General features: G+C 39.0%; 21 protein-coding genes. 3 read left to right on the top strand and 18 right to left on the bottom strand.

What is annotated here, in order from left to right:
- Nucleotides 1–3 precede the first annotated feature (3 nt).
- The 4 genes from BLR83_RS07885 to BLR83_RS07870 form a co-directional block, all read right to left on the bottom strand.
- Nucleotides 4–1,590 carry a xylulokinase gene (locus BLR83_RS07885; RefSeq protein ID WP_074561162.1) on the bottom strand — a complete coding sequence of 529 codons (1,587 nt, stop codon included), beginning with the start codon at nucleotides 1,588–1,590 and terminating at the stop codon, nucleotides 4–6.
- Nucleotides 1,591–1,768: 178 nt separating this feature from the next.
- Nucleotides 1,769–2,845 (bottom strand): GntR family transcriptional regulator, encoded by a 1,077-nt coding sequence (locus BLR83_RS07880; protein ID WP_081341005.1) that lies wholly within the window; start codon nucleotides 2,843–2,845, stop codon nucleotides 1,769–1,771.
- Nucleotides 2,846–2,973: 128 nt separating this feature from the next.
- Nucleotides 2,974–5,475, bottom strand: a complete 2,502-nt coding sequence (leuS, locus tag BLR83_RS07875) for a leucine--tRNA ligase (RefSeq protein WP_074561160.1) — start codon at nucleotides 5,473–5,475, stop codon at nucleotides 2,974–2,976.
- A 118-nt stretch (nucleotides 5,476–5,593) separates the two neighbouring features.
- A complete protein-coding gene (locus BLR83_RS07870) occupies nucleotides 5,594–6,451 on the bottom strand; it encodes a patatin-like phospholipase family protein (protein ID WP_074561159.1) in 858 nt (285 codons plus the stop codon).
- Nucleotides 6,452–6,559: 108 nt separating this feature from the next.
- Here BLR83_RS07870 and BLR83_RS07865 point away from each other — a divergent pair, with 108 nt between their 5' ends.
- The gene (locus BLR83_RS07865) at nucleotides 6,560–7,276 is read left to right on the top strand and encodes an ion transporter (RefSeq protein ID WP_074561158.1); all 717 of its coding nucleotides are present in this window, start codon (nucleotides 6,560–6,562) and stop codon (nucleotides 7,274–7,276) included.
- Nucleotides 7,277–7,320: 44 nt separating this feature from the next.
- Here BLR83_RS07865 and nusG read toward each other — a convergent pair whose 3' ends face one another.
- The 4 genes from nusG to pbp2a all read right to left on the bottom strand — a co-directional run bounded on the left by nusG (nucleotide 7,321) and on the right by pbp2a (nucleotide 10,756).
- The gene (gene nusG, locus BLR83_RS07860) at nucleotides 7,321–7,860 is read right to left on the bottom strand and encodes a transcription termination/antitermination protein NusG (protein ID WP_074561157.1); all 540 of its coding nucleotides are present in this window, start codon (nucleotides 7,858–7,860) and stop codon (nucleotides 7,321–7,323) included.
- Between the two features lie 141 nt (nucleotides 7,861–8,001).
- Complete coding sequence (gene secE / locus BLR83_RS07855) at nucleotides 8,002–8,178, bottom strand: preprotein translocase subunit SecE (protein WP_020916021.1); 177 nt, start codon at nucleotides 8,176–8,178, stop codon at nucleotides 8,002–8,004.
- A gap of 64 nt (nucleotides 8,179–8,242) precedes the next feature.
- On the bottom strand, nucleotides 8,243–8,395 hold the full coding sequence (rpmG, locus tag BLR83_RS07850) for a 50S ribosomal protein L33 (RefSeq protein ID WP_003067827.1): 153 nt from the start codon (nucleotides 8,393–8,395) through the stop codon (nucleotides 8,243–8,245).
- A 51-nt stretch (nucleotides 8,396–8,446) separates the two neighbouring features.
- On the bottom strand, nucleotides 8,447–10,756 hold the full coding sequence (pbp2a, locus tag BLR83_RS07845; protein WP_074561156.1) for a penicillin-binding protein PBP2A: 2,310 nt from the start codon (nucleotides 10,754–10,756) through the stop codon (nucleotides 8,447–8,449).
- A 174-nt stretch (nucleotides 10,757–10,930) separates the two neighbouring features.
- Here pbp2a and BLR83_RS07840 point away from each other — a divergent pair, with 174 nt between their 5' ends.
- Nucleotides 10,931–11,134, top strand: coding sequence for a hypothetical protein (locus BLR83_RS07840; protein WP_020916015.1), 204 nt, complete (start codon nucleotides 10,931–10,933; stop codon nucleotides 11,132–11,134).
- Between the two features lie 55 nt (nucleotides 11,135–11,189).
- Nucleotides 11,190–12,050: an RluA family pseudouridine synthase gene (locus tag BLR83_RS07835; RefSeq protein ID WP_074561155.1), complete on the top strand. Its 861-nt coding sequence runs from the start codon at nucleotides 11,190–11,192 to the stop codon at nucleotides 12,048–12,050.
- A 119-nt stretch (nucleotides 12,051–12,169) separates the two neighbouring features.
- Here the strand turns inward: BLR83_RS07835 and BLR83_RS07830 are convergent, their stop codons facing one another.
- From BLR83_RS07830 to BLR83_RS07785, 10 genes are all read right to left on the bottom strand, one after another.
- A complete protein-coding gene (locus BLR83_RS07830) occupies nucleotides 12,170–13,786 on the bottom strand; it encodes a zinc ribbon domain-containing protein (RefSeq protein ID WP_074561154.1) in 1,617 nt (538 codons plus the stop codon).
- Between the two features lie 1,102 nt (nucleotides 13,787–14,888).
- Nucleotides 14,889–15,746 carry a helix-turn-helix domain-containing protein gene (locus tag BLR83_RS07825; RefSeq protein ID WP_074561273.1) on the bottom strand — a complete coding sequence of 286 codons (858 nt, stop codon included), beginning with the start codon at nucleotides 15,744–15,746 and terminating at the stop codon, nucleotides 14,889–14,891.
- A 155-nt stretch (nucleotides 15,747–15,901) separates the two neighbouring features.
- Nucleotides 15,902–17,530 carry a chaperonin GroEL gene (gene groL / locus BLR83_RS07820; RefSeq protein WP_039697446.1) on the bottom strand — a complete coding sequence of 543 codons (1,629 nt, stop codon included), beginning with the start codon at nucleotides 17,528–17,530 and terminating at the stop codon, nucleotides 15,902–15,904.
- A gap of 363 nt (nucleotides 17,531–17,893) precedes the next feature.
- Complete coding sequence (groES, locus tag BLR83_RS07815) at nucleotides 17,894–18,178, bottom strand: co-chaperone GroES (RefSeq protein ID WP_074561153.1); 285 nt, start codon at nucleotides 18,176–18,178, stop codon at nucleotides 17,894–17,896.
- Between the two features lie 152 nt (nucleotides 18,179–18,330).
- The gene (locus tag BLR83_RS07810) at nucleotides 18,331–19,134 is read right to left on the bottom strand and encodes an ABC transporter ATP-binding protein (RefSeq protein ID WP_074561152.1); all 804 of its coding nucleotides are present in this window, start codon (nucleotides 19,132–19,134) and stop codon (nucleotides 18,331–18,333) included.
- Nucleotides 19,134–21,107, bottom strand: a complete 1,974-nt coding sequence (locus BLR83_RS07805) for an ABC transporter substrate binding protein (RefSeq protein ID WP_074561151.1) — start codon at nucleotides 21,105–21,107, stop codon at nucleotides 19,134–19,136. The genes BLR83_RS07810 and BLR83_RS07805 overlap by 1 nt, the downstream gene beginning before the upstream one ends.
- 606 nt (nucleotides 21,108–21,713) lie before the next feature.
- Nucleotides 21,714–21,998, bottom strand: coding sequence for a PTS fructose transporter subunit IA (locus BLR83_RS07800; RefSeq protein ID WP_074561150.1), 285 nt, complete (start codon nucleotides 21,996–21,998; stop codon nucleotides 21,714–21,716).
- A gap of 26 nt (nucleotides 21,999–22,024) precedes the next feature.
- Nucleotides 22,025–22,858 (bottom strand): PTS system mannose/fructose/sorbose family transporter subunit IID, encoded by an 834-nt coding sequence (locus BLR83_RS07795; RefSeq protein ID WP_074561149.1) that lies wholly within the window; start codon nucleotides 22,856–22,858, stop codon nucleotides 22,025–22,027.
- 1 nt (nucleotide 22,859) lies between these two features.
- The gene (locus BLR83_RS07790; protein WP_074561148.1) at nucleotides 22,860–23,705 is read right to left on the bottom strand and encodes a PTS mannose/fructose/sorbose/N-acetylgalactosamine transporter subunit IIC; all 846 of its coding nucleotides are present in this window, start codon (nucleotides 23,703–23,705) and stop codon (nucleotides 22,860–22,862) included.
- A 150-nt stretch (nucleotides 23,706–23,855) separates the two neighbouring features.
- Nucleotides 23,856–24,350 (bottom strand): PTS sugar transporter subunit IIB, encoded by a 495-nt coding sequence (locus BLR83_RS07785; protein ID WP_074561147.1) that lies wholly within the window; start codon nucleotides 24,348–24,350, stop codon nucleotides 23,856–23,858.
- Nucleotides 24,351–24,358 lie beyond the last annotated feature (8 nt).

Genomic DNA, 24,358 nt, shown 5'->3' with positions numbered 1-24,358 from the left:
CTCCTAAATCGTTTCAACCGCTGCTCGTTCAACAGCTAATCCCTTTTTGTATTTTTCCAAGAAAGCTTTAAAGCCTTCGACATCTGCAGCATCTGGTTCAATAGTTGCTACATCAGCATCTGCAAAAACAACTTCTTCAAGATAATCAGCAAGTGAACGTTCAGTGTGAGTCATATAATCTGCAAGGAGAGCAATTCCCCAAGCACCACCTTCACCAGCTGTTTCCATTACAGATACTGGACTGTTAATCGCAGCTGCTAACAACTTTTGACCAACTTTAGGCGTTTTGAAAATACCACCATGACCAAGAATTTTATCAATTTGAATATTTTCTTCATCAACCAAGATTTCCATCCCAATTGCAAGTGTTGAGAATGCTGATAGAATGTGGCTGCGCATCAAATTTGAAACATTGAAGTTGCTATCTGGTGTGCGAACAAGAACTGGACGACCTTCGTTGATATTTGTGATGCTTTCACCTGAGTAATAACCGTAGCTTAGAACACCACCACAGTCTTTATCACCTGACAAAGCTGTGTTGAAAAGAAGTGGATAAATGTAAGCTGTACTAATTGGTTTACCACACAAGCCTGAGAATTCTTGGAACATTTTCACCCAAGCATTGATATCAGACGTACAGTTATTAGCGTGAACCATAGCTACCGAATCACCAGCCGGTGTTGTGACGATATCGATTTCTGGATGAAGTTTCTTCAATGCTTTTTCAAGAACAATCATGGCAAAAATTGATGTTCCTGCTGAGACGTTACCAGTTCGTTTAGCCACACTATTTGTCGCTACCATACCAGTTCCGGCATCACCTTCTGGTGGGCAAAGTTGTGAGCCTGCTTCCAATTCACCACTTGGGTCTAGAAGTTTAGCGCCTTCTTCTGTCAAAACACCAGCTACCGTACCTGCTGTTAAAACTTTTGGCAACAAGTCTTTTAATTGCCATGAAACATCGTAAGATTCAATTTTCTTAGCAAAAAGATTCAAGAATTCTTGATTATAATCACCTGTCTCTGAATCAATCGGAAACATCCCTGAAGCATCTCCAACACCTAAGACTTTTTCACCAGTCAATTGCCAGTGAATGTAACCAGCTAAAGTTGTAAGGTAATCAATATTTGGAACGTGTTCTTCGTTGTTTAACATCGCTTGATAGAGATGAGCGATGCTCCAACGTTCTGGAATATTAAAATCAAATAAATCACTTAATTCCTTAGCAGCTTGAGCTGTGATGGTATTTCGCCAAGTTCTAAATGGAACGAGCAGGTTACCTTCTTTGTCAAAAGCCATGTAGCCGTGCATCATCGCACTAAAACCAATCTGTCCGATCTTTTTAAGTGGAACTTGATATTTCTTAGCAACATCTGCTTTTAAGTTTCGATAAGATGTCTGCAAACCTGTCCATATATCTTCTAGTGAATATGTCCAGATTCCATCAATAAGTTTATTTTCCCAATTGTAACTTCCAGAAGCAATCGGTCTTTGCTTGCTATCAATTAACACTGATTTTATGCGGGTTGAGCCAAATTCAACCCCTAGTGATACGTGACCATTTTTAATGTCATCAATAACATGCACCATGGATAGCCCTCCTTTGTATCCGTTTTCATTTTTCGAGATTATTATAACACTTATGTTCGGACATGTAAATAAATATTTTTAAATTTGTTCGGACATAAAATGGATTGAGACACAAAAAAAGTCCCATAAATGGGACAGCATCAAGCTTTTTCTATCATTTTTTAACTTCAAAAAATTTTTAAAGTTCTTTTACAGAATCTCGTTCAATCACCTCAGGCGCATAAAGAATCGTTGCCATCTCAGTATTCTTTTCGATAGCATTGATTAATTGTTGCGCAGCCTCTTGACCAAGCTGCTTCTTAGGGTGTTTTACACTTGTAATCAGTTGCGCTTGAGCCAAATATGAATTATCGTGACTAACCAATGAGATATCTTTAGGAACTGTTAAATCAACTTCGCGCAAAGCTTGAATTAGTTGACTTGCCACTTGGTCATTGTAGCAGACAATAGCTGTTGGAGCATCATCAGCGGTTAAAATATCTTCAACGTAATGTGTAACAACTTCTTTTTGATTTTTAGTCGTAAAAGTCGCAATATAACGAGATTGGAAAGGCAATCCAGCTTCTTCGTGCATCTTGATAAAGCCCTTCATACGCAATTTACCTTGCATATCATCCATTTTTGCAATAAGACCAATCTTAGTATGACCTTTACTAATAAGATATTTTGTCGCTTCATAACCAGCCTGCTCATCATCAAGACTAGCATATGGAACATCTAGCATATCATAGCAAGCATTCAAAAAATAAACGGGAATTCCTTGCTCTTTTAATTGTGAATAGTAGGCGATATTAGGATTGTATTCATTACTTGATGTCGGTTCAACCAAAAAGCCATCAACCCCTTGAGAAATCATGCTCTTGAGGCATTCCTCCTCTTGCGCAGGATCATTATTGGTCGCATTTAACATTAACGAATAGCCGTGTTCACGAAGCACTTCTTCTATCCCTTCAATAATCGTTGGAAAAATATAATCAGATAGATAAGTCGTAATAACACCAATTGTTTTAGTGGATTGAGGTTTATTTTTTAACGCATCTTTATAATTCAAAACAAAAGTTCCTGAACCTTTTTCAGCTTTTAGATAACCTTTTTGAATCAATAAACTAAGGGCTTGTCGCACAGTATGTCGGCTAACTTGATAAATCTCTTGCAGTTTACTTTCTGGCGGAATCACACTTCCAATGGGATACTCACCAGCTAGAATTTTTTCTAAAAGATCATCTGCAAGTTTCTGATACTTAGCTACCATCATTTTCTCCTTCCAACATGTACGTACATTAAGTTTAGCACAAGTTAAATCTGTCTGCAAGGTTTTACTAAAACTCAGTTTTTACCAACAAAAAAATCCTGCCCTTAAGGACAGGATTCATCTATTTAAACTTATTTTACTACAATGTTAACAAGTTTGTTAGGCACGGCAATCACTTTGATAATGTCTTTACCAGCGATTTCAGCTTGGATTTTTTCGTTTTCAAGAGCAAGTTTTTCAAGTTCTTCACGGCTTGAATCTTTTGGTACAACAAGTTTCGCACGAACTTTACCTTTGATTTGGATAACAATTTCAACGTCGTTTTCAACGAGTTTTGATTCGTCCCATGTTGGCCATGCAACGTATGAAATTGATTCACCTGATTGTGTCAATGTTTGCCACAATTCTTCTGAAAGGTGTGGTGCAAATGGTGCTAACAATTGTACAAAGCCTTTAGCGTAGTCAGCAAAGAGTTTATCTTCTTTGTTAGCAGCGTTAACGAAGACCATCAATTGTGCGATAGCTGTGTTGAATTTCATTGCTTCAAGTTGTTCAGTGACAGCTTTGACAGTTTCGTTATAAACTTTATCCAAGTTGCCGTTGTTTTCTGCAACAACTTCTTTTGTTGTCAACAAGCGGTAAACGCGGTCGAGGAATTTACGTGAGCCTTCAAGACCTTCTTCAGACCAAGCGATTGAAGCGTCAAGTGGTCCCATGAACATTTCGTATACACGAAGTGTATCAGCACCGTAACGTTCAACGACGTCATCTGGGTTAACAACATTTTTAAGTGATTTAGACATTTTAGCTGGGGCTTGTTCAAGTTCTTCACCAGTTTCGATATGGAAGAATGAACCGTCACGTTTTTCAACTTTATCAGTTGCTACAAGAGCACCACGGTGATCGCGGTAGCTTGTTCCCAAAATCATACCTTGGTTAAAGAGTTTTTGGAATGGTTCTTTGGTTGGAACAACACCTAAATCATAAAGGAATTTGTGCCAGAAACGAGCGTAGAGAAGGTGAAGCACAGCGTGCTCAGCGCCACCGATGTAGATATCAACTGGCAACCAAGCTTTTAGAAGCTCTTCATCAGCCAATTTTTCATCGTTGTGTGGATCAATGTAACGTAGGAAGTACCAGCTTGAACCAGCCCATTGAGGCATTGTATTTGTTTCACGACGACCTTTAACACCGTCTTCACGTGTAACTTCAAGCCAATCAGTCAAGTTAGCAAGTGGTGATTCACCTGTACCTGAAGGTTTGATATCTTTTGTTACTGGCAATACAAGTGGAAGTTGATCTTCTGGAACAGCTGTTGTTGTACCATCTTCCCAGTGGATGATTGGGATTGGTTCACCCCAATAACGTTGACGTGAGAAGAGCCAGTCACGAAGACGGTAAGTTACTTTCTTATTACCAACACCTTCTGCTTCAAGCCATTCGACCATTTTGTCAATAGCTTGCGCTTTATCAAGACCATCTAGGACACCAGAGTTGATGTGAAGTCCATCTTCTGTGTAAGCTTCTTCTTCAACATTTCCACCTTCAAGAACTGGAATGATTTCTAGGTTAAATTGTTTTGCAAATTCCCAGTCACGTGTATCGTGGGCAGGAACAGCCATGATAGCACCAGTTCCGTAGCTTACAAGAACATAGTCAGCAATCCAGATTGGCATTTCTTTACCATTAACTGGGTTGATAGCGTAGCTACCAGTCCAAACACCAGTTTTTTCTTTAGCAAGGTCTGTACGAGCAAGGTCAGATTTAAGACTTGCTTGGTGTTTGTAATCAGCAACAGCTTGTGCTTGTTCAGGTGTTGTAATTGCTTCAACAAGTGGGTGTTCTGGTGCCAAAACAGCGTAAGTTGCACCAAATAGTGTATCTGGACGAGTTGTAAAGACAGTGAAGTCTTTATCAGTATCTTTTACTTTGAAAGTAACATTAGCACCAGTTGATTTACCAATCCAGTTACGTTGCATGTCTTTGATTGATTCTGGCCAATCAAGATCATCCAAGTCTTCAAGCAAACGTTCTGCGTATGCTGTGATTTTAAGCATCCATTGACGCATTGGTTTGCGGACAACTGGGTAACCACCACGTTCAGATGTTCCGTCAGGAAGCACTTCTTCGTTGGCGATAGCTGTACCTAATTCTTCAACCCAGTTAACTGGCACTTCAGCTTCGTATGCCAAACCTTTTTCATACAATTTTGTGAAAATCCACTGAGTCCATTTGTAGTAGTTAGGGTCAGTTGTGTTCACTTCGCGATCCCAGTCATATGAGAAACCAAGTGAGTTGATTTGACGTTTGAAGTTGGCAATGTTTTTAGCTGTAAATTCAGCTGGGTCATTACCAGTGTCCATTGCGTATTGTTCTGCTGGAAGACCAAAAGCATCCCAACCCATTGGGTGAAGCACGTTGTAACCTTGAGCACGTTTAAAACGGCTAAGAATATCAGTCGCAGTGTATCCTTCTGGGTGTCCTACGTGAAGACCAGCTCCAGATGGGTATGGGAACATGTCTAATGCGTAGAAGTTTGGTTTATCCGCATCTGTTCCTGTTTTAAAAGTATGGTTATCAGCCCAAAAGGCCTGCCATTTTTTCTCAATCTCTTTGTGATTATAAGTTGCCATGTCATTTCTCCATGTTCTTAGTATTGGTTACTATTATACCACGAAAAGAATAAAGAAAAAAGGCGAAATCACGGGGGATTTCACGCCTTTTAGTAGCTAATCAAAAAATTTTTACAAATCAAAGATTTCCTGATTCATCTGACAGATATTCTTTCAATTTTGCCATATCATTTTTGGCATCTGCTAAACCAACTTGGTAGATTTCTTCGTATTTTTCTGGGTTTGTTTCGAGTCGACCGATTTCCAAGTTTTGACTTGGGCGAATGGCAAAGAGTTCGCCTTTCTTTTCCAAATCAATAATGTGCTCAACCGTGTCATTGTAGTGCTGATAACGTTTTGAAGCTACTTCTACGAATTTTGGATATTTTCTGTAAAAGAGTTTGTAAAGACGACCGCTACTTGGTTTTTTACGATAATCAATCGGACGCGTTAGCACCACAATCAATTTATCAAAGCCTAGACTTCTTGCAAAATCAACTGGAATGCTGTCTGACAAACCACCGTCAAGATATTTTTGACCTTTCCATTCCACGATTTTTGAAGCTAATGGCAGAGCTGAGCTTGCTCGAAGCAGCTCCATTTGGTCAAAGACATTATCAACTTTGTGGTATTCGGGTTTCCCAGTCGCTAGGTTCGTCACCGTTGCGTAAAAAGGAACTCCTGACTCTTCAAAAGCTTTTTCATCAAAAACATCTAATTCCATTGGAACCTTGTAATAGGCAAAGTCTTTATTAACAACATTTCCTGTTTTTAACCACGAACGAAGCCCCATATAATTTGGGTAAGAAGCGTATTTTTTATTGTAACGAATGGCACGACCTTTTTGTTTTGACAAGAAATTAACGCCAAAAAGTGCCCCTGCTGATACCGAAACAACACCATCAACCTTGATACCAGCCTCTAAAAAAGTATCTAGCACTCCTGCTGTATACAGGCCTCGCATGCCGCCACCTTCTAGTACTAAACCAACAGACATTCTCTTTCTCCGTTCTTTCTAATTTTGTTACTTATTATACCAAAAACTGCGCTATTTAGATGGATTTTACTATGTTATAATAGTCCTAAGAATTCAAAGGAGATAGTTATGCGAAAGAAAATCTACAACATTATCGAGCCAACCAAAAATATAACTACCATTGAAAAAATCTATGATATTTTCATGATCCTTGTCATTATTGCAAGTTTACTTCCGCTAACTATCAAAACGCATTTTACTTTTTATGCAATTCTAGAAAATGTAACCACTCTTATTTTTATCATTGATTACTTGTTACGCTTGATGACGGCTGATTTCAAACTCAAGCAAGGAAAAATCTCTTTCATCAAATACCCTTTTACTTTCCTTGCGATGACAGACCTTATTGCCATTTTATCTTCTTTATTATTTTGGAATAACACTTTTCGATTATTCAAAATCGTGCGTATGATTCGTACCATTCGCGTTTTCAAACTCTTTCGTTATTCTAGAAGTATCAACATGCTCATCCATGTTCTTAAAAAGCAAAAAGAATCTTTGTTAATCGTTGGAGCTTTAGTGGTTATCTACATTTTCATCTCTGCTCTAGTCATTTTCAATGTCGAGCCAACGACTTTTGCCAACTTCTTTGACGCACTTTATTGGGCAACTATCTCTCTGACAACCGTTGGCTACGGTGATATTTATGCCGTTTCTGCTATCGGAAAATTAATCACCATGATTTCATCAATCCTTGGCGTGGCAATCATTGCGCTTCCTGTCAGCATTATGACCGCAGGCTATCTTGAAGAAATCGAAACAAGACGCCACCGACACAAACATTAAATAACTAAAAAGCTGAACTCTTAAACGAGTTCAGCTTTTTGATATTACAATTCAGCGATTTGGTAAAGTTCCAATTCAGCTTGTGTTTCTGTTCCGAACATGTTGATCATCAATTTAACTTTGTTGTTTTCAATTTCAACAACACGTCCTTCTTGACCAGAGAAAGCACCATCGATGATTTGAACCACATCACCTGGTTTGATGTTTGTGTCAACGACATCAACAGTTTGTCCCATTGAAATAAGGATTGAACGGATTTCTTCTTCCAAAAGTGGAGTTGGTTTTGAACGGTTACCGTGTGAACCAACGAAACCAGTAACGTTTGGAGTGTTACGAACAACGAACCAAGCTTCGTCTGTCATAACCATTTCAACCAAAACATAACCTGGGAAGCGATTTTCTTCAACTTCTTTGATTTTACCGTTCTTTTCAACGTTAACAGTTTGTGTTGGGATTTCAACACGCAAGATGTTGTCCAACATGTTGTAAGTTTGTGCACGTTGCAAAAGAGTTTCTTTTACTTTGTTTTCGTAACCAGAGTAAGTTTGTAGCACAAACCAACCTTTATCAAAAGAATCTAACATAATTTCCTCCATTATAAAAAAGCCCCTTAAAGGCTTCTTGGGTGTTTTTCTTTATTTTATTATAGGAAAAATCGCTAGCGCTGTCAATGAATTACTGCTAAAGAAGCACACAAAAAGCTGGGGAAACCCCAGCTTCATTTTTTAAAATCGATTTAACAAATCCATCACTCCCAGTGAGAGCAATTTATCGAAAATGAAAATAACAATGGTAAAGAATGCTGTATATTCAAGTACAGAGATATAATCTTTCCAACGTTGTTTACGATCTGGCCAAGTTGTTTCACTTAAAATCGTAAATACTCCCTTAATGAATGCCACAGGCGACTCCTCCTTATTCTATCATCTCGCTCATTACTCTAAAGCTGAGAATGACCGCTACAAATTATCGTGTTTCTTTGTGTAGCGTGTATTTTTTACAATGTTTACAATATTTATTAACTTCTAGTCGTACAGGTTTGGGGTTGCTACTAACTCCGATAGAGTAGTTACGGCTTCCACATTCTGTACAAGCTAAACTTGCTTTTTTCTGTGCCATAATTCCTCCGAGACCTTATTTTATCATGTTTTTTCCTACTTGGCAAGTGACTTAGTTAGTCTGCTTGTTGAACCAACTTGAGAAGTTATCCCAAGCATCTTTAACCGCACGGCCAATCTTATCTCCGGCATCTTGAGCTGATTCTTGAACCTTATCAAGGATGTTATCAGAGCTTGATGATTGGCTTGTGGCTGTTTGACCATTTGCGCTGTAAACCAAGTCATAACCATTTTGGCTATAAGCATTTTCAACGGTAAATTCTGTTCCTGCAGTGTATGGCAAAATGCTGCTGGCTACTGCGCTAAAGATTGTCGACGCTGTACCAGAACTTGCATCAGTTAGGTAGTGATTTTCATCTGTCGAATCATAACCAATCCACTGTGCGATAACCACATCTGGCGTATAACCAATAACCCATTGGTCACTTGTCAAATCAGCATTAAAGTTAGCTTCCACAGTACCAGTCTTACCTGCGATAGTGTAACCATAAGCATTGGCGTTGACCGCTGAACCGTTTGAGAAAGTTCCAAGCATCATGCTGGTCATTTTGTTAGCTACAGATTGGCTAATCACGCGCTTGGTTGACGGTTTAAATTCTGCAATAACATCACCGCTGGCATTTTCAATTTTCGTAATCAAATGCCCTTTAGGCATCACACCGCCATTAGCAAAGGTTGCGTAAGCTTGAGCCATTTCAAGTGGGTTGGTTGTGACACCACCACCAAGAGCAACGCCCAATTCTTCCTTAACATTCTTCATGTTAAGACCAAATTTTTGACCGTAACTCATTCCCTTGCTGACACCGATTTTATGAAGCAAATAAACAGCTGGGATATTGTAAGAATTTGCCAAAGCTTGATACATCGGAAGGTCCGCTGTTTCAATACCGGCGTAGTTCGTTGGTGAATAACCATCATAATCCCTAGGTGTATTTGGTAAATCAGTCGTAATAGCATAGCCTGAAGCAACAGCTGGTGAATAAACTACCAGAGGTTTAATAGTTGAACCTGGGCTACGTGAAGCTTGTGTCGCATAGTTAAAGCTACGGAAAGTTGCTGAACTTGGGCTGACACGTCCGACCAAACCACGAACCGCACCAGTTGATGGATCCATCGCCACACTTGCACCTTGAGCTGTTTGACCATCATAATCAGACACTGGGAAATAAGCCGTGTTATCAAAAACAGCTTGCATATTAGCTTGATAGTTTTGATCTAGCTCTGTGTAAATCTTATAACCGTTATTGACAATATCATTTTCAGACAAGCCATATTTTTTCTCAGCTTCTTGAATAACCGCATCAAAATATGAACCGTACTGGTAATCATCAGAATTACCTGTGTAAGTATCATTCAATTCGCTAGCAATATCAACTTGCTTAGCTTGGTCTGCTTCTGCTTGTGTGATTTTTCCTGCATCAACCATAACTCCTAAGACCGTATTGCGGCGGTTTGTCGCATTTTCTACAGAATAATACGGGTTATAAATTTCAGGACCTTTTAACATCCCAGCTAAGATGGCTGACTGTTCAACAGTCAGATTGGCAGCGTCCGTTCCGAAATATTTGCGGCTGGCATCTTGGACACCCCAGACCGAATTTCCAAAATAAGCATTGTTCAAATACATGGTCAAGATATCATCTTTACTGTATTTTTTGGTCAATTCAATCGCTAAGAAGAATTCTTTAGCTTTACGAGTGACCGTTTGTTCTTGGCTTAGATAAGCATTTTTAGCCAATTGTTGCGTGATGGTTGACCCACCACCAAAGTGTCCCATGGTGAACAAAGCTAAGAAGAAACGAGAGTAATTAATCCCACCATTTTTATAAAATGATCGGTCTTCTGTTGCAATCACCGCATTTTTCATGTTATCGCTGATGGCATTTAATTCAACGTAAGTTCCCTTTTGCCCTGAAAGCGAACCAACTTGATTATCATCTTTATCATAAATAACAGTTGTCGCCTTCAATGCGTCCTGTAAATCAGAGACATTGGTTGATTTGGCAACGGCAAAAAGGTAAGAACCAATAGCCAGAACACCAATACCAACTAAGATTAATAGGATTTTTCCAACTCGATATCGACGCCAAAAACGTCTGATAGGATTCTTAGGCGACGGCATAAGACGCGAAAGCTTTTGCAACCAAGCTGGCTGCTTCTTTGCTTTTTCGTGATACCCTTTGCTACGTTGGTAGGTTGGAGCTACCTGCTCTTCAGTATTTTCAGTTTCAAAGTCACTTAAGTCATCAGCCAGATAATCATTATCACTTTCCTGGCTGGTGTGATTCTTGAAAGGCACTTCTTCTTTTTCTGATTTGAAAAAAGAAAGAAGCTTTTCTTTAATCATTTTAAATTTTGTCATAACCACATTATAACAGTTCTTTTGAAAAACGTCAGATGAAAAGGGATTTCATCTTGATTACAACGTTTTCATCTCTTTTGTGGTAAAATAAATGTATCAATAAAAACGCTCACAACTTATCTGGTTGTCACACTTGTCCACAATACTTGCATGAGTATTAGAAAGGATTTTACCATGAACAAAGGATTTGAAGCATTCAAAAAAACATTGTCACACGATAGTTTAAAAGCCGTTTACGATGAAACAAAAATCGAAGTTTCAGAAAGTGAAGCTGAAGGCACTGAAGCTTACTCAATGGCTGTCGCAACTCAAATGGCAGTTAACCTTTTGGAAAAATACCACGATTGGCTACACGAAAACGAAGCTAAAGACAAGTAAATCTAGGCGCGCCATATGGTGCGTTTTTTTTGCGCACTCATGCTATAATAGAGCTATGACTTTAACATATACGCTTAAAAATCCTTACCCAGATAGCACGGTTAAGGAACTCCTTGAAGAACACCTGCTGATTCCGCGAAAAATTCGCCATTTTTTACGCACCAAAAAACACTTACTGATTAACGGAGAAAATATCAACTGGCAGAGCTTGGTCAAAACAGGCGACACTATCCAGCTGACTTTTGATGACGACGATTACCCACAAAAAACGATTCCATTTGGTGATAGCAAGTTAGTTGATTGTCTTTATCAAGATGAACATCTCATCATTGTCAATAAGCCCGAAGGCATGAAAACACACGGCAACGAGCCAAATGAAATTGCTCTACTCAACCATGTGTCAGCCTACGTCGGAAAAACATGCTACGTCATTCACCGCTTAGATATGGAAACAAGCGGCGCTGTTATGTTTGCTAAAAATCCTTTTGTTCTGCCAATCCTCAATCGTCTGCTCGAAAACAAAGACATTTCACGTGAATATTGGGCACTAGCTCAAGGAAAATTTGAACCTAAACACCAAGTCTTTCAAGATAAAATCGGACGTGACCGTCATGACCGCAGAAAACGTGTCGTTGACCGCAAAAATGGTCAAACTGCCTTAACTATCGTTGACCGTCTCAAAGTCTTTCCAAAAGGAAGCTTGGTCAAATGTCGTCTAAAAACAGGACGCACGCACCAAATCCGTGTCCATCTGTCAGCACACGGACATGCCATCATCGGTGACCCATTATACAGCAAAATTCCTGCTAAACGCCTCATGCTCCACGCGCACAAACTCAGCTTCACTCACCCATTTACTCTTGAGAAAATCAGTGTTGAAGCCAAATCAAAAACATTTGAAGCGGGACTACATTAAAAGGTTAGTGACAAAACTCACCAACCTCTTTATTTATGCAATTATCATAAGCAAAACGCAGTTAAGTAGGTTCTAATGCGTTGAGAAATCAAGTTTTATAAAACTACTGATTCCTTTTCTTATTTTTTACTCAAAGTGCTGCCAAGCATTGGTTTGCTGTAATCAAAATCAGCATCTTTATTAGCTTGCCATACCACTAGGGTAAGTTTATTACCGTCGACTTTAATACCGAAAGTATATTTAACACCAACACCGCCAAGACCACTAACTGTAAAGACGCTTGTGTCGGCATCGTCTCCGTAAAGGTAATGATAGACATTATTTCCTTTGTCTTCAATGCCCGTAACCTTGGTTTGTTTCTTGTTATTTTTAGTAGTTTGAGTGATTGTCCCATCAGCTTCAAAGGTAAATGACGTATCACTCTTATCGTCGACTTTCCATGTGCCAAGCATGGCTTCTGGGAAGAGCGACTCACCTTTGACTTGATTATCTTCATTTGTCACTGTGATACTCTTTTGACCTGAATTAGCGACAACATAAGTCGTACCAGCTTTCTTAAAGGTTACTTTACCTTCTAAGGTTTGGATGACTTCACCTGATGTTTGCTTTTCAGTATCTGTCGATTTATCGTAGTGGAAATCATAAGTCGCTGTAAATCCTGCCACATAAGTTTCCTTGCCGACTTGAGATAGACTGGTCAAAGTGATATTTGGCACTGTTAGGCTTGTCGCCTTGCGGCTATCAGTCTGCATCTTAGCCTTGATACTTTCTTTCAAACCTTTGTAAAAGTCATTATTGCCGCCGTCTTCAAAAACCGTAGATACCGTTGATGAGTCTTGCCCAGCGTTCAAATACAAGATCATTTGGTCAAAAGCTGATACCAAGACTTTTCCAGCTGTTTCATTATCCAAAAGATTATCGACATTCAAAGCAACCGTATCCCCATCAGCGATACTTGCTAGAGCTTGTTTTTGTGATTTCAAATCACCATCTGAAAATTTCTTCTTCACGTAAGCTTTAGCTGAATCTGTCAACGGGTAATCACTGACCTCGAACTCACCATTTTCCAAAGTTCCTACGCGCGTGTTATCAAAATAAAGCTCACCATCAACTAAGTTACTTGTCACCTTAAAGTTTTTAAAGGTAACAGATAAATCAAGAACCTTGTCCTTGCCATCGTAATCTTTACTTAACTCGATTGGTTTGCCATTGTATTTTCCAGAAATACTTGCCGTGTAATCAGCGATTGGCAAGCGTTCAAGCTTGACGCTGTAATCAGTTGAATCACTAAGCGCAACTTTCTTTTTATTGAGCAAAATGTCGACTTTATCTACATTCGTCTTAATGGTCAAATCCAAAGGTTTCAAAGCAATACGATAGTTTGGAAAAATCAAAAACTTACGACCGATTTTTTTAACGTAAGTATCATCAGAAACGTCCGCTTTTGTTAAATCTCTACTTAACTTGTCAGCTTCTGATTGTGATAACTTGGTAAATGTCGCATACTTAGCTTCATCAGTTGTAACCTTTTCATTGTTATCAGCCCAAACAATATAACCTTTGATATTGTCAAAAGTATCCCCAGATTTTTGGTAGGCTGCTACATAATCTCGAATGACTTGTTTTTTAGAGTAGTGAAAACTTCCCCAAACCACAAAGACCAAGAGTAGCACTCCCACAATCACACTAGGAATCCAGACTTTTTTTCGTTTTAGCGTGTGTTTAAACTTTTTCATCTTTAGTCTCCCTATCCTATCAAATCTTAAGTCATTATTATACCAAAAACTTTTTAAGCTACCATTACAGAAAAATCACACCTTATTACACCTAAAAAAGGCGGCTTAAAAGGCCACCTTTTACTTTTCAGAAATCATCTTTGTTATCAACAATAACAAGATAAATAGCACCTAAAACCGCGCCTGCAACACCTAACCAAAACATCATAAGCCTACTCCCTTCATACAGTAAGCATATATAAAACTAAACCAACATTTCTTACCTTTAGTATACTACAGACAGGTCTTTTTTACGATTATTTTATAGCTTTACCATAGAAAAAAGCAAACCTTACCAAATCAAAAAGGTTTGCTTTTTCCTAAGTTTTTTAGTGTAGCTGTCAGTCTTTTCAGAAAGTTATACAGTCAAGCTGCACCAACATATTTTCAGCTGCCCCCAACTGAAAATACGATGTCGAAGTAAAACAGGTTATCAGAATGATTAGCGAGTTATCAGTCGTTTTTGGTGTGAACAATCACCTAGCTAAAACACTCTCAATAAACCCTATCTCATGTCATACCTCTCGGAAATGTACTAATTTTTGTAATTGAACGCATAATACTACTAATACTACAGACGGTGTCGCTCAATAAGAAAAAAAGATATGACTTATACATCTCAATCCGAGGATTCAGATGTCATGATTAGCATAATGCTAACTCTCCTGGATAAAAATCCATCCCTTTAGAGCAATACTTTCCATTACACATGACTCCCAAAAATCAAAAGCTCCCAAACAATTGATTTATTCACATGTAAAACACCTTGCCTAACCAAGACTGATATTGCTCTGTAAGTACTCCTTAAAATACTTACGAGTATAATATACCACGGAAAATAGCACTTATAAGAAATTCGCAAATATGAAAATTCGTTTTTTCTTTTTTCATATATGATAATTTTAAAATCTTCCTATTTTTTACGGTACAATAAGAACATAGGAGGTCATTACAATGCTCAAAAATTTATTTTTACTGGCTACAGTTCTTCTGAGCCTTCGAATCTGGCCTTTTTAATCCAAAGTTTGTTCTCTCTAATAATAGAGGCTGGGAAGTTGACAACCTAGCCTTTTTTATATTGTTTTAAATATTGCTCCAAATGTTCCTCTAAGAGTTTTGCCATGGTGGCATTTCCTAATTTTTCAACCATCTCAATACACTCTCTCATCGGTTGAACATCATCAGTCTCACCTTTCAAATAAGCCAAGGTATCTTTTAAAAAGGTTAAAAACACTACGGTAAACATGTCTTGATAATTAATCATGCTTTCCAACTTAGTCATAAAATAAGTCGTGTAGTAAAGCTGATGACGCTCAATCAAAGCCAAGATAATATTAATAAAGGTCAACTGCGCAGCTTTTTTATGTTGGGGAAGTGACAGATAAAATTCATTGCGTTCAGCAAGCGCCCTTCCTAAGAAAATCAAATCAGCATCAGATAAAATCGACATGGTATTTCCAAAAAGATAAAGCTCATACTCTGTCCATTGTTCAATGCTATAGAGATATTGCGTCAAAAATTGCTTATCATCTTCCTTAATCTCATAACTTGGATCAAGGGCATAAATAGCACTGACAATATCAATCCGTGTCAAACGATTATAGGTATCAAAATTTTCGTCAGCTTCGAAATTTTTCAGTACCTCTTTGAGCCCTTCAATATCACCAGCCACTTGTAAATTAGCCAACTGGTTCCCAAGTTTAAAATAAGAGCTTTCTTGATAATGATTCAGGGCGTGTCCGAATTCTGAAAAGCTCATATGAATCGCTGAAATCGCCACTAAAAGTTTATCTGCTGTAAGCATGCTTTGCCCATTTTCAAACTTTGACAACTGCGAAACTGACAACTTCTGACCCGCAACATCTTTTAATTTTAAGCCACGCGCCATACGCAATTCACGATACAACTCACCTAAGCTCATCATTTCTTTTTCATCCACGATAACACACCCCTCTTTCTAAAAAATTGCTTTTTTTAATTATATCAAATTCTTTTTAGATAGATAAATCACATCATAGAACAAAAAGAACACCTCGCTTGAGGTGTTCTTTCTAATTAATCTATTCGTGTTTTGGATTAGAATCCACCCATCATTGATGGGTCCATGCCTGGAGCTGCTGGTGTGCTTGCAGCAGGTTCTGGATGGTTAGCTACAACTGCTTCTGTTGTAAGGATAAGGCTTGCGACTGAAGCAGCATTTTGAAGAGCTGAACGAGTTACTTTAACTGGGTCAATAATACCAGCTTCAACCATGTTCACCCATTCACCGTTAGCAGCGTTGAATCCTGTACCAACTTCTGAGTTTTTCAAACGTTCAATGATAACTGAACCTTCGTAACCAGCGTTGAAGGCGATTTGACGAACGGGTTCTTCAAGAGCGCGAAGAACGATGTTACGACCTGTAGCTTCATCACCATCAAGTTCAAGTTCAGCAACTTTAGAAATAACGTTAACAAGAGCTGTACCACCACCAGCAACGATACCTTCTTCAACAGCGGCACGTGTTGCATTAAGGGCATCTTCAATACGCAATTTCATTTCTTTAAGAGCTGTTTCTGTAGCAGCACCGACTTTGATAACTGCAACACCACCAGCTAATTTAGCCAAACGTTCTTGAAGTTTTTCACGGTCAAATTCTGATGTTGTTGAAACAAGTTGTGATTTAATGACGTTGACACGGTTAGCAATAGCATCAGCATCACCAGCACCTTCAACGATGACTGTGCTGTCTTTATCAACAGTTACTTTAGCTGCTTGACCAAGAGCTGCCATGTTAGCATCTTTCAACTCAAGACCAAGATCTTCTGTAATCACTGTAGCACCAGTCAAAATAGCGATATCTTCAAGCATTGCTTTACGACGGTCACCAAATCCTGGAGCTTTAACAGCTACAACGTTGAATGTACCACGGATTTTGTTAAGAACAAGTGTTGGAAGAGCTTCACCATCAACGTCATCAGCGATGATAAGAAGTGGACGGCTTGTTTTAAGCACTTCTTCAAGAAGTGGCAAGATATCTTGAATGTTTGAGATTTTCTTGTCTGTAATCAAGATGTATGGATTTTCAAGGTCTGCGACCATTTTTTCATTGTCAGTAACCATGTATTGTGAAAGGTATCCACGGTCAAATTGCATACCTTCGACAACGTCAAGTTCTGTTTCCATACCACGTGATTCTTCAATTGTGATAACACCGTCATTACCAACTTTTTCCATGGCTTCTGAGATGTATTCACCAACTTTTTCAGAACGTGATGAAACAGCAGCGACTTGGGCAATAGCTTCTTTGTTAGCAACTGGTTGAGCGATTGATTTCAATTCGTCAACAGCCACTTTAACAGCTGCTTCAATACCACGACGGATACCGATTGGGTTAGCACCAGCAGTCACGTTTTTAAGACCTTCGCGAACAATAGCTTGTGTCAATACTGTAGCAGTTGTTGTACCGTCACCAGCGATGTCATTTGTTTTAGAAGCAACTTCTGAAACCAATTTTGCACCCATGTTTTCAAAGTGGTCTTCTAGTTCGATTTCTTTGGCAATTGTCACACCATCATTAGTGATAAGTGGTGAACCAAATGATTTTTCAAGAACAACGTTACGACCCTTAGGGCCTAAGGTTACTTTAACAGTGTCCGCTAAAATATCAACCCCACGCATCATGCTTGCGCGTGCATCTGATGAAAATTTAATATCTTTTGCCATATCTATTCCTCTATTTGATTTCTATTTATATATTCCAAATAAAACTAAGTAGCTAAAAGCTATCTAAGTTGAAGACAAGACCTTTTTCTGATACTTTCTTTAAGTGGTGCGGTCGGCAGGTTCGACAGTCCAGTGGACTGTTGAAGGAATCCAAGGAATTCCATGCCTAAGTTTTGAACCGAGAGCCTCAAAACTTCCGGGTGGCTGATTTATTACTATTTCAGCCACTTTCACCACAGCAGAAAGTATCGTTTTATTGCTCGCTTCGCTCGCAAATAATCCTAAAATTCAACTGCAACAAATAATTAATTTTAGTTTATCTACATTCTAAGTAACTAAAAGCTACTATTTTGTTAATCTATCTTATGCTAATACAGCTAAAATTTCTGCTTCACGAACGATAGTAACTTTGTCGTCACCATCTTTCACTTCGACACCTGCACCAGTTTCAATAATCACTTTATCTCCAGCTGCAACACTTGGTGCGACCAATTCACCTGTTAATGTACGGGCACCAGTACCAACAGCTACAACAGTTGCCGTTTGTGTGCTTTCTTTGCCTGCGCCAGCAAGGACAAAACCACCAACTGTTTGTTCTTTTTCTTCTTCAACTTTCAAGACCACACGGTCACCTAATGGTTTCAACATGCTTTTGCCTCCAATATTTTTATTGTTGTTAGCACTCCTTGTATTAGAGTGCTAATATCTACAAAAACTATTCTAACACTTGGTCAAAAATAGTCAAGAAAAAAACACTAAAAAACAACTTAGACACTAAGTCATCTAAGTTGTTTTTCTTATTATCCCAACACCAAGGCATCGTCGTTTAGGACTTGACCACTGTTTTTGTGGAAGAGGTCCATGAGCTGTGCAACGGTGAGATTTTTCTTTTCGTCACCGCGAACGTCCACGACGATTTTACCATGATAGAGCATAACCAGACGGTTACCATACTCGATAGCATGCTCCATGTTGTGCGTAATCATCAAGGTAGTTAACTTCTCTTCTTCAACGACTTTCTTGGTCAGTTGCATGACCATGTCACTTGTTTTAGGGTCAAGGGCTGCAGTGTGTTCGTCAAGAAGCAAAATTTTAGGACGGACCAAGGTTGCCATGGCAAGCGTTAAGGCTTGACGTTGCCCGCCTGATAAAAAGGCAGCATCAGTCTTCATACGATTTTCCAATCCTAAGCCAAGCTCAGACAATTTGTCTTTGAAGAGTTGGCGTTCTGCTTCTGTGATTGATTTTTTGAAGAAACTGCGCTTTTTCCCACGACGATAAGCAATAGCCATATTTTCTTCAATCGTCAGATTGGTTGCTGTTCCCATACGTGGATCTTGAAAAACTCGGCTGATATCTTTTGAACGTGCGGCAACTGAAGCTTTACGAATAGAATTTCCATCTAGGACAATATCGCCTTCGTCAATTTCAACCACACCTGCGATGGAGTTCATCAATGTTGATTTCCCAGCACCATTTCCTCCAATCACTGAGATAAAATCCCCTTGTTCGATGTCCAAGTCAAGGCCTCGCAAGACATGATTTTCGTTAACGGTTCCTTTTTCAAAAGTTTTATGGATATTTGATAAGCTTAAAAGTGCCATTATGCCTTACCTCCTGGTGTCAATGTTTTTGAGGGTTTGATGTGAAGTTTGTTGCGAATTTCTGGAACATAAAGAATCAATGCAAGAAGGACTGCCGAAGCTAGTTTAAGCATTTGTGCGTCTACGTTCATAGCTAAGATAATGACAAGAACCAAACGGTACAAGATTGATCCAAGAACGATTGACCAGAGACGTTTGCCAAGTGGCAAGTATTTGACAATCACTTCTGCAAGAATAATAGAAGCCAGACCGTTGACAATTGTTCCTGTTCCCATGTTCATATCAGCGTAGCCATTATTTTGCGCTAAGAGTGAGCCAGCAAGAGCAATCAAGCCATTTGAAATCATGTAACCAAGAATTTTCATACGGTCAACTTTAATCCCGTTAGCTTCCCCCATAGCAAAGTTATCACCTGTCGCACGAAGAGCGAGTCCCATTTGTGTGTTCAACAAGACGACAAGTAGTAAAATCACCAAAGCCACAAAAATCACACCAATCAAAATCACAGCGTATAGTTTTGACAGATTGAGCGCTGATGTGAGGACTGTAACCAAAGTCGTTTGACCCGCTAGGGAAACATTGGCGCTACCAAGAACCAAAAGGTTAACTGAGTAAAGAGCTGTCAGCACGATAATCCCTGTTAAAAGTGCTGGAATTTTCATCTTGGTATGCAAGAAACCAGCAACGGCTCCAGCTAACATCCCAGCCACAAAACCACCAATAGTCGCAATCAACGGGTTAATGCCGTTAACAATCATAATAGCTGTTGAAGCTGCCCCAAGTGGGAATGAACCTTCAGCAGAAAGGTCCGCAATGTCCAAAATACGGAAAGTAATGAAAACCCCGATTGCCATAATAGCCCACAAGAGACCTTGTGAGATAGCTGTCAAAACAATATCAATCCAAGCATTTGAAGCTTTTTTCGCTGACTTACTTGATGTTTTTGTCGGATTTGCTTTGGCAGTGCTGCTTGCTTGCGTACTTGTCTTTTCACTATCATCAGTCGATGCTGTAGTTGCTTCATTTTCAATGCTACTTAAGTCAATGCCAAGTGTTTTTGCCATATCATCGTTAGCAACAACATTGAGTGCTTTTGGATATTCTGCTGCTACTTGACTAACATCTTCACCCTTGATAATGCGAACAGCTAATTTGGCAGTTTGACGACCGAGTGCTTCGTAGTTAGCACCATAAGTGAAAAGAACCCCTTGGTCAACCACATCAGCTGACCCACCAACGACAGGAACTTTCATTTCTTTTGATAATTCTGTAAGCAGTGAAATGGCACTGACAATCATATTATCTGTTGGAATGAAAAGAACTTGTGTCTGACTCATCAAGCTTTTAGCCGTATCTTGCACATCATTCGTTGATGAGATTCCTTTGGTAATAACATCAATTCCAGCCTTGGCAAATTCTTTCTGAGCTTCTTCGACTTGAACTTCTGAATTACGTTCGTTAGTCGTGTACATAATGCCAACTTTTTTCACATCTGGCATGACTTTTTGAAGCAATTCAACCTGTTTTGAAATAGGTGACATATCGCTTGTCCCTGTCGCAATACCAGCTGGTTTTTCCATGGTATCAACTAATTTAGCTGACACAGGGTCAGTAACAGCTGTAAAGACCACAGGAACATCTGATGACAGATTTGACAAGGTTTGCGCGGCTGGTGTCGCAATACCAAGCACCAAATCATTATTTGAAAGCAAGTTTGTGGAAATGGTTTGAAGATTAGATTGGTCACCTTGGGCATTTTCATAATCTAGCTTAAGATTCTTACCTTCGACATAACCTTCTTTTTTCAATTCATCCACAAAGCCTTTACGCGCAGCCGTTAAAGATGGATGCTCCACATATTGGAGAATGCCAAGATGGACAACATCTTTGCTTGCGTTTTTGCTTGACGAACACCCTGCTAAGGTGAGGGCAGCTAACATAACTGCCATTAAAGCCGTTAAACCTTTTTTCATAATTTACCTTCCTCTACTTTTTACTCACTTGTCTAAAGCGTGCGCTAGACAAGCTAACCTAATATCACCATTAGGGATTTCCCCTAAATCAATCACAACAAAAACCAGCTAGTTCAAAAAACTAACTGGTTTTTACGCGTATGCAAAAAAAGTAGAAACACTTAAAAGCCAGTTAGATTTTTGAGTATCTAATCGGCTTTTCAAAACAGGCAAAATGCTTTAGCTTCATAGATACAAACGCAGGTGACGTTTGCATCCATGATGGCTACAAACGTCTATCTAAAGAAACTAAAGTAATAGTATCGATTCAGTTTTTCAGTCGTTATAGACGTTAAATTAAGCATACTTTCTCTCCTGTTAAGAATAACAAATCAATGAGTGCTAGGTATTGACTTGCATCAATTGTTTTTGATTGTAAACTAGTCTACCCTTATTTTGATATTTTGTCAATATATTTTTAAAATTCAGAAAAATAAACCATAAAAAAGTTCCTAGCACGGAGATTATCTGCTAGAAACTTTTTCATGTTGAGTGTTTGAGTAAGTATTGTAATTTTTTGTATTGTTATTTTAGAATAGTTTTTAAAAAGAGTTTACACAATTAAATTTAAAACGATTGGAGTTTTGTTTCAAAATCATCGATAACCTTGGCAACGTTCTTTTTGCCATGGTATATGCCGTAACCAAATAACAGCATTCCTATACTTCCAGAAATCATTAAGACAAAACCGAGAATTAGCAAAATGATGTGTTTGTTAAAGAAATAAATGAGTAAAAATCCTAGACTCGTTACCGCTAGAAATAAGGTCATCCAACGGCCTAAATTTTCAAGCATGTGTTTTTGATAAGCTATTTCAGTTTCATAACCTCTGATTAATTCTGATTTTGTCATAATAATTCCCTTCAATATCTGCTGGATTAGTAAGATAGACCTGGATTGAAGAATCCGACAAGAACACCGACAAAGGCAATGACTACTAGAAGAAGCATTACTTTGATTGGTGAGATGTTTTTCTTAGCCATCAACCACCAGCAAAAGACGATAAATAGTGCTGTTAAGAACCCTGGGTAAACAGCATCCAATTTATCTTGAAGTACCAAGTAAGGGTGTTTGGCACTACCAAGTTGGAATGATGTTTTAACTGATACCCAAGTTGCGGCAACACCACCAACAACCATACCACCGACGATTGAGACAGCTTTACGAATGGCTTGACCTTGAGCACCTACTAGGAATTCAACGGCTTTATCACCGAGTTCATAGCCTTTGAAGTAGGCAAATTTCATACCAAAGTAAGCAAGCAAGTTCCACACAAGAATGTAGAAGATAGCACCGATTGGTGAGCCACCAGTCGAAAGACCAAGAGCGATACCCAAGATAACTGGAATCAAAGTACCAACGACAAGTGAATCACCGATACCAGCTACTGGTCCCATAAGCCCTGCACGAAGACCATTGATGGTTTCATCATCGACTTCTTCAGAACCATTAGCACGCGCTTCTTCAAGCCCTGCTGTGATACCAACGATAAGGGCACCAAGTTGAGGTTCAGTATTGAAGAATGCTGTGTAAGTTTGCATTGAGCGCGCTTGGTCTTCTTTCTTGTCATACAATTCTTCTACGATTGGAAGCATTGATGTCAAGTAACCAAAGGTTTGCATGTGTTCTTGTGAGAAACATGTCAAGTTACCATAGTACCAATGATGGAAAGATTTCATCAAGGTTTTTTTAGTTAATTTCTTTTGAGCCATCTTAGATATCCTCCTCATCATCGTCATCAAAATCATCTACTGCAGCAGTCGCTTTTACGTGTTTTGCCATTTCAAGTTCGTAGAACAATACCGCAAAAATCAATGAAATCACTGCACATGATACCAAGTTCAAACCAAGTGAAGCTGCCAAAGTGAAACCAACAAAGAATGGGATGAAGTCAGTCACTTTTTCAACAATTTGTTTCAAAAGAATGGCAATTCCGACACATGGTAGCAAAGCACCAACTGTGAAGAGGGTTTTCATTGGGATACCATCCATTGGAAGAGCATCTTTCATTGCTGTAACAGCTGTCGCACCAAGTTTACACATAATCAAAGTTGGAACAAATGAGAAGACAATGTGTGATACCCAAGGATAGAGCCAGTCAACTTTGTAAAGTTGTTTGAAGTTTCCTTTTTCAACAGCACGCCAACCGATATGTTGCCAAACAAGGTTCATTGTAGCTGTTCCGTAGAAAAGAACAGTACCAACAGTACCAACAAGAGTACCCATTGATTTAGCCAAGTTAGCCGCATCAGCTGAATCAGCTGACAAACCTTGTGAATGAATAGCAACCATTGCCAAAGGAATACCAATGTATGATACCGCACGCACATCGGCTGAAACTGTACCACCTGGTGTTACAAGCGCAATGTAAACCAATTGCATTGCCACACCACAGATGACACCTGTTTTAATGTCACCAAGAATAAGTCCACAAACAAGACCACCGACAAGAGGACGACCAAGAGTATAGTTACCAATGGTTGTACCACCAAGCCCAGGCATTGAAGACAAACATGCAAACAGCCCTAGCAAAGCTGCTTGAAACCAAGAAATTGCCATAATACTTCTTCTCCTATATTAAGATACAAAGAGCGTTACGAACACTGGCAAAATAGGAGTTTTTGACGAAGAGTTACCAGACTCTAGAAAAAAACTATCTTTTTGACACAGCTCGTAGCTCGAGATACAAAGAGCTACTTTGTTAGCTCATTAATAACCAAATTTTGATTTGAAATCTGACCAGTAACCAATTGAAACGTCTGGCAACAATTGGAATTTCACTTTGTAACCAGCTTTTTCGATTGCTTCAATCGCATCAGCTTCTTCTTGTGTGATAGATTGGTTGTTACCAAGTTTGACAGCACCAGGTCGGTCATTACATGGGCCAACGATGATTTCTTTCACATCACTTGGAACAAAACCTTGATCCACCAAGATTTTTTTCATATCGATTGGATTTTTAGTAATCACAAAATAACGTGTATCTGAATCCAAAACTTTTTGTGATTTTTTCCCAAAAGCATCTACTGACCAAACGAAGGTTTTCTTATCAGAAGCGCCTTTATAAGCTTGTGTCAACACTTTGTTGCTAGCTGCCGCATCGTTTACAGCAATCAAACCATCGCATGGGTATTCTTTTGCCCAACGTGTTACAGTTTGACCGTGAATCATACGGTCATCAATACGTACAAATGAAACTGTCATTTTTTCTT

Source organism: Streptococcus equinus, from assembly GCF_900101445.1.
GTDB lineage: Bacteria > Bacillota > Bacilli > Lactobacillales > Streptococcaceae > Streptococcus > Streptococcus equinus_B.
The sequence above is the reverse complement of the archived record's forward strand: the minus strand, read 5'-3'. Positions and strand labels throughout refer to the sequence as shown.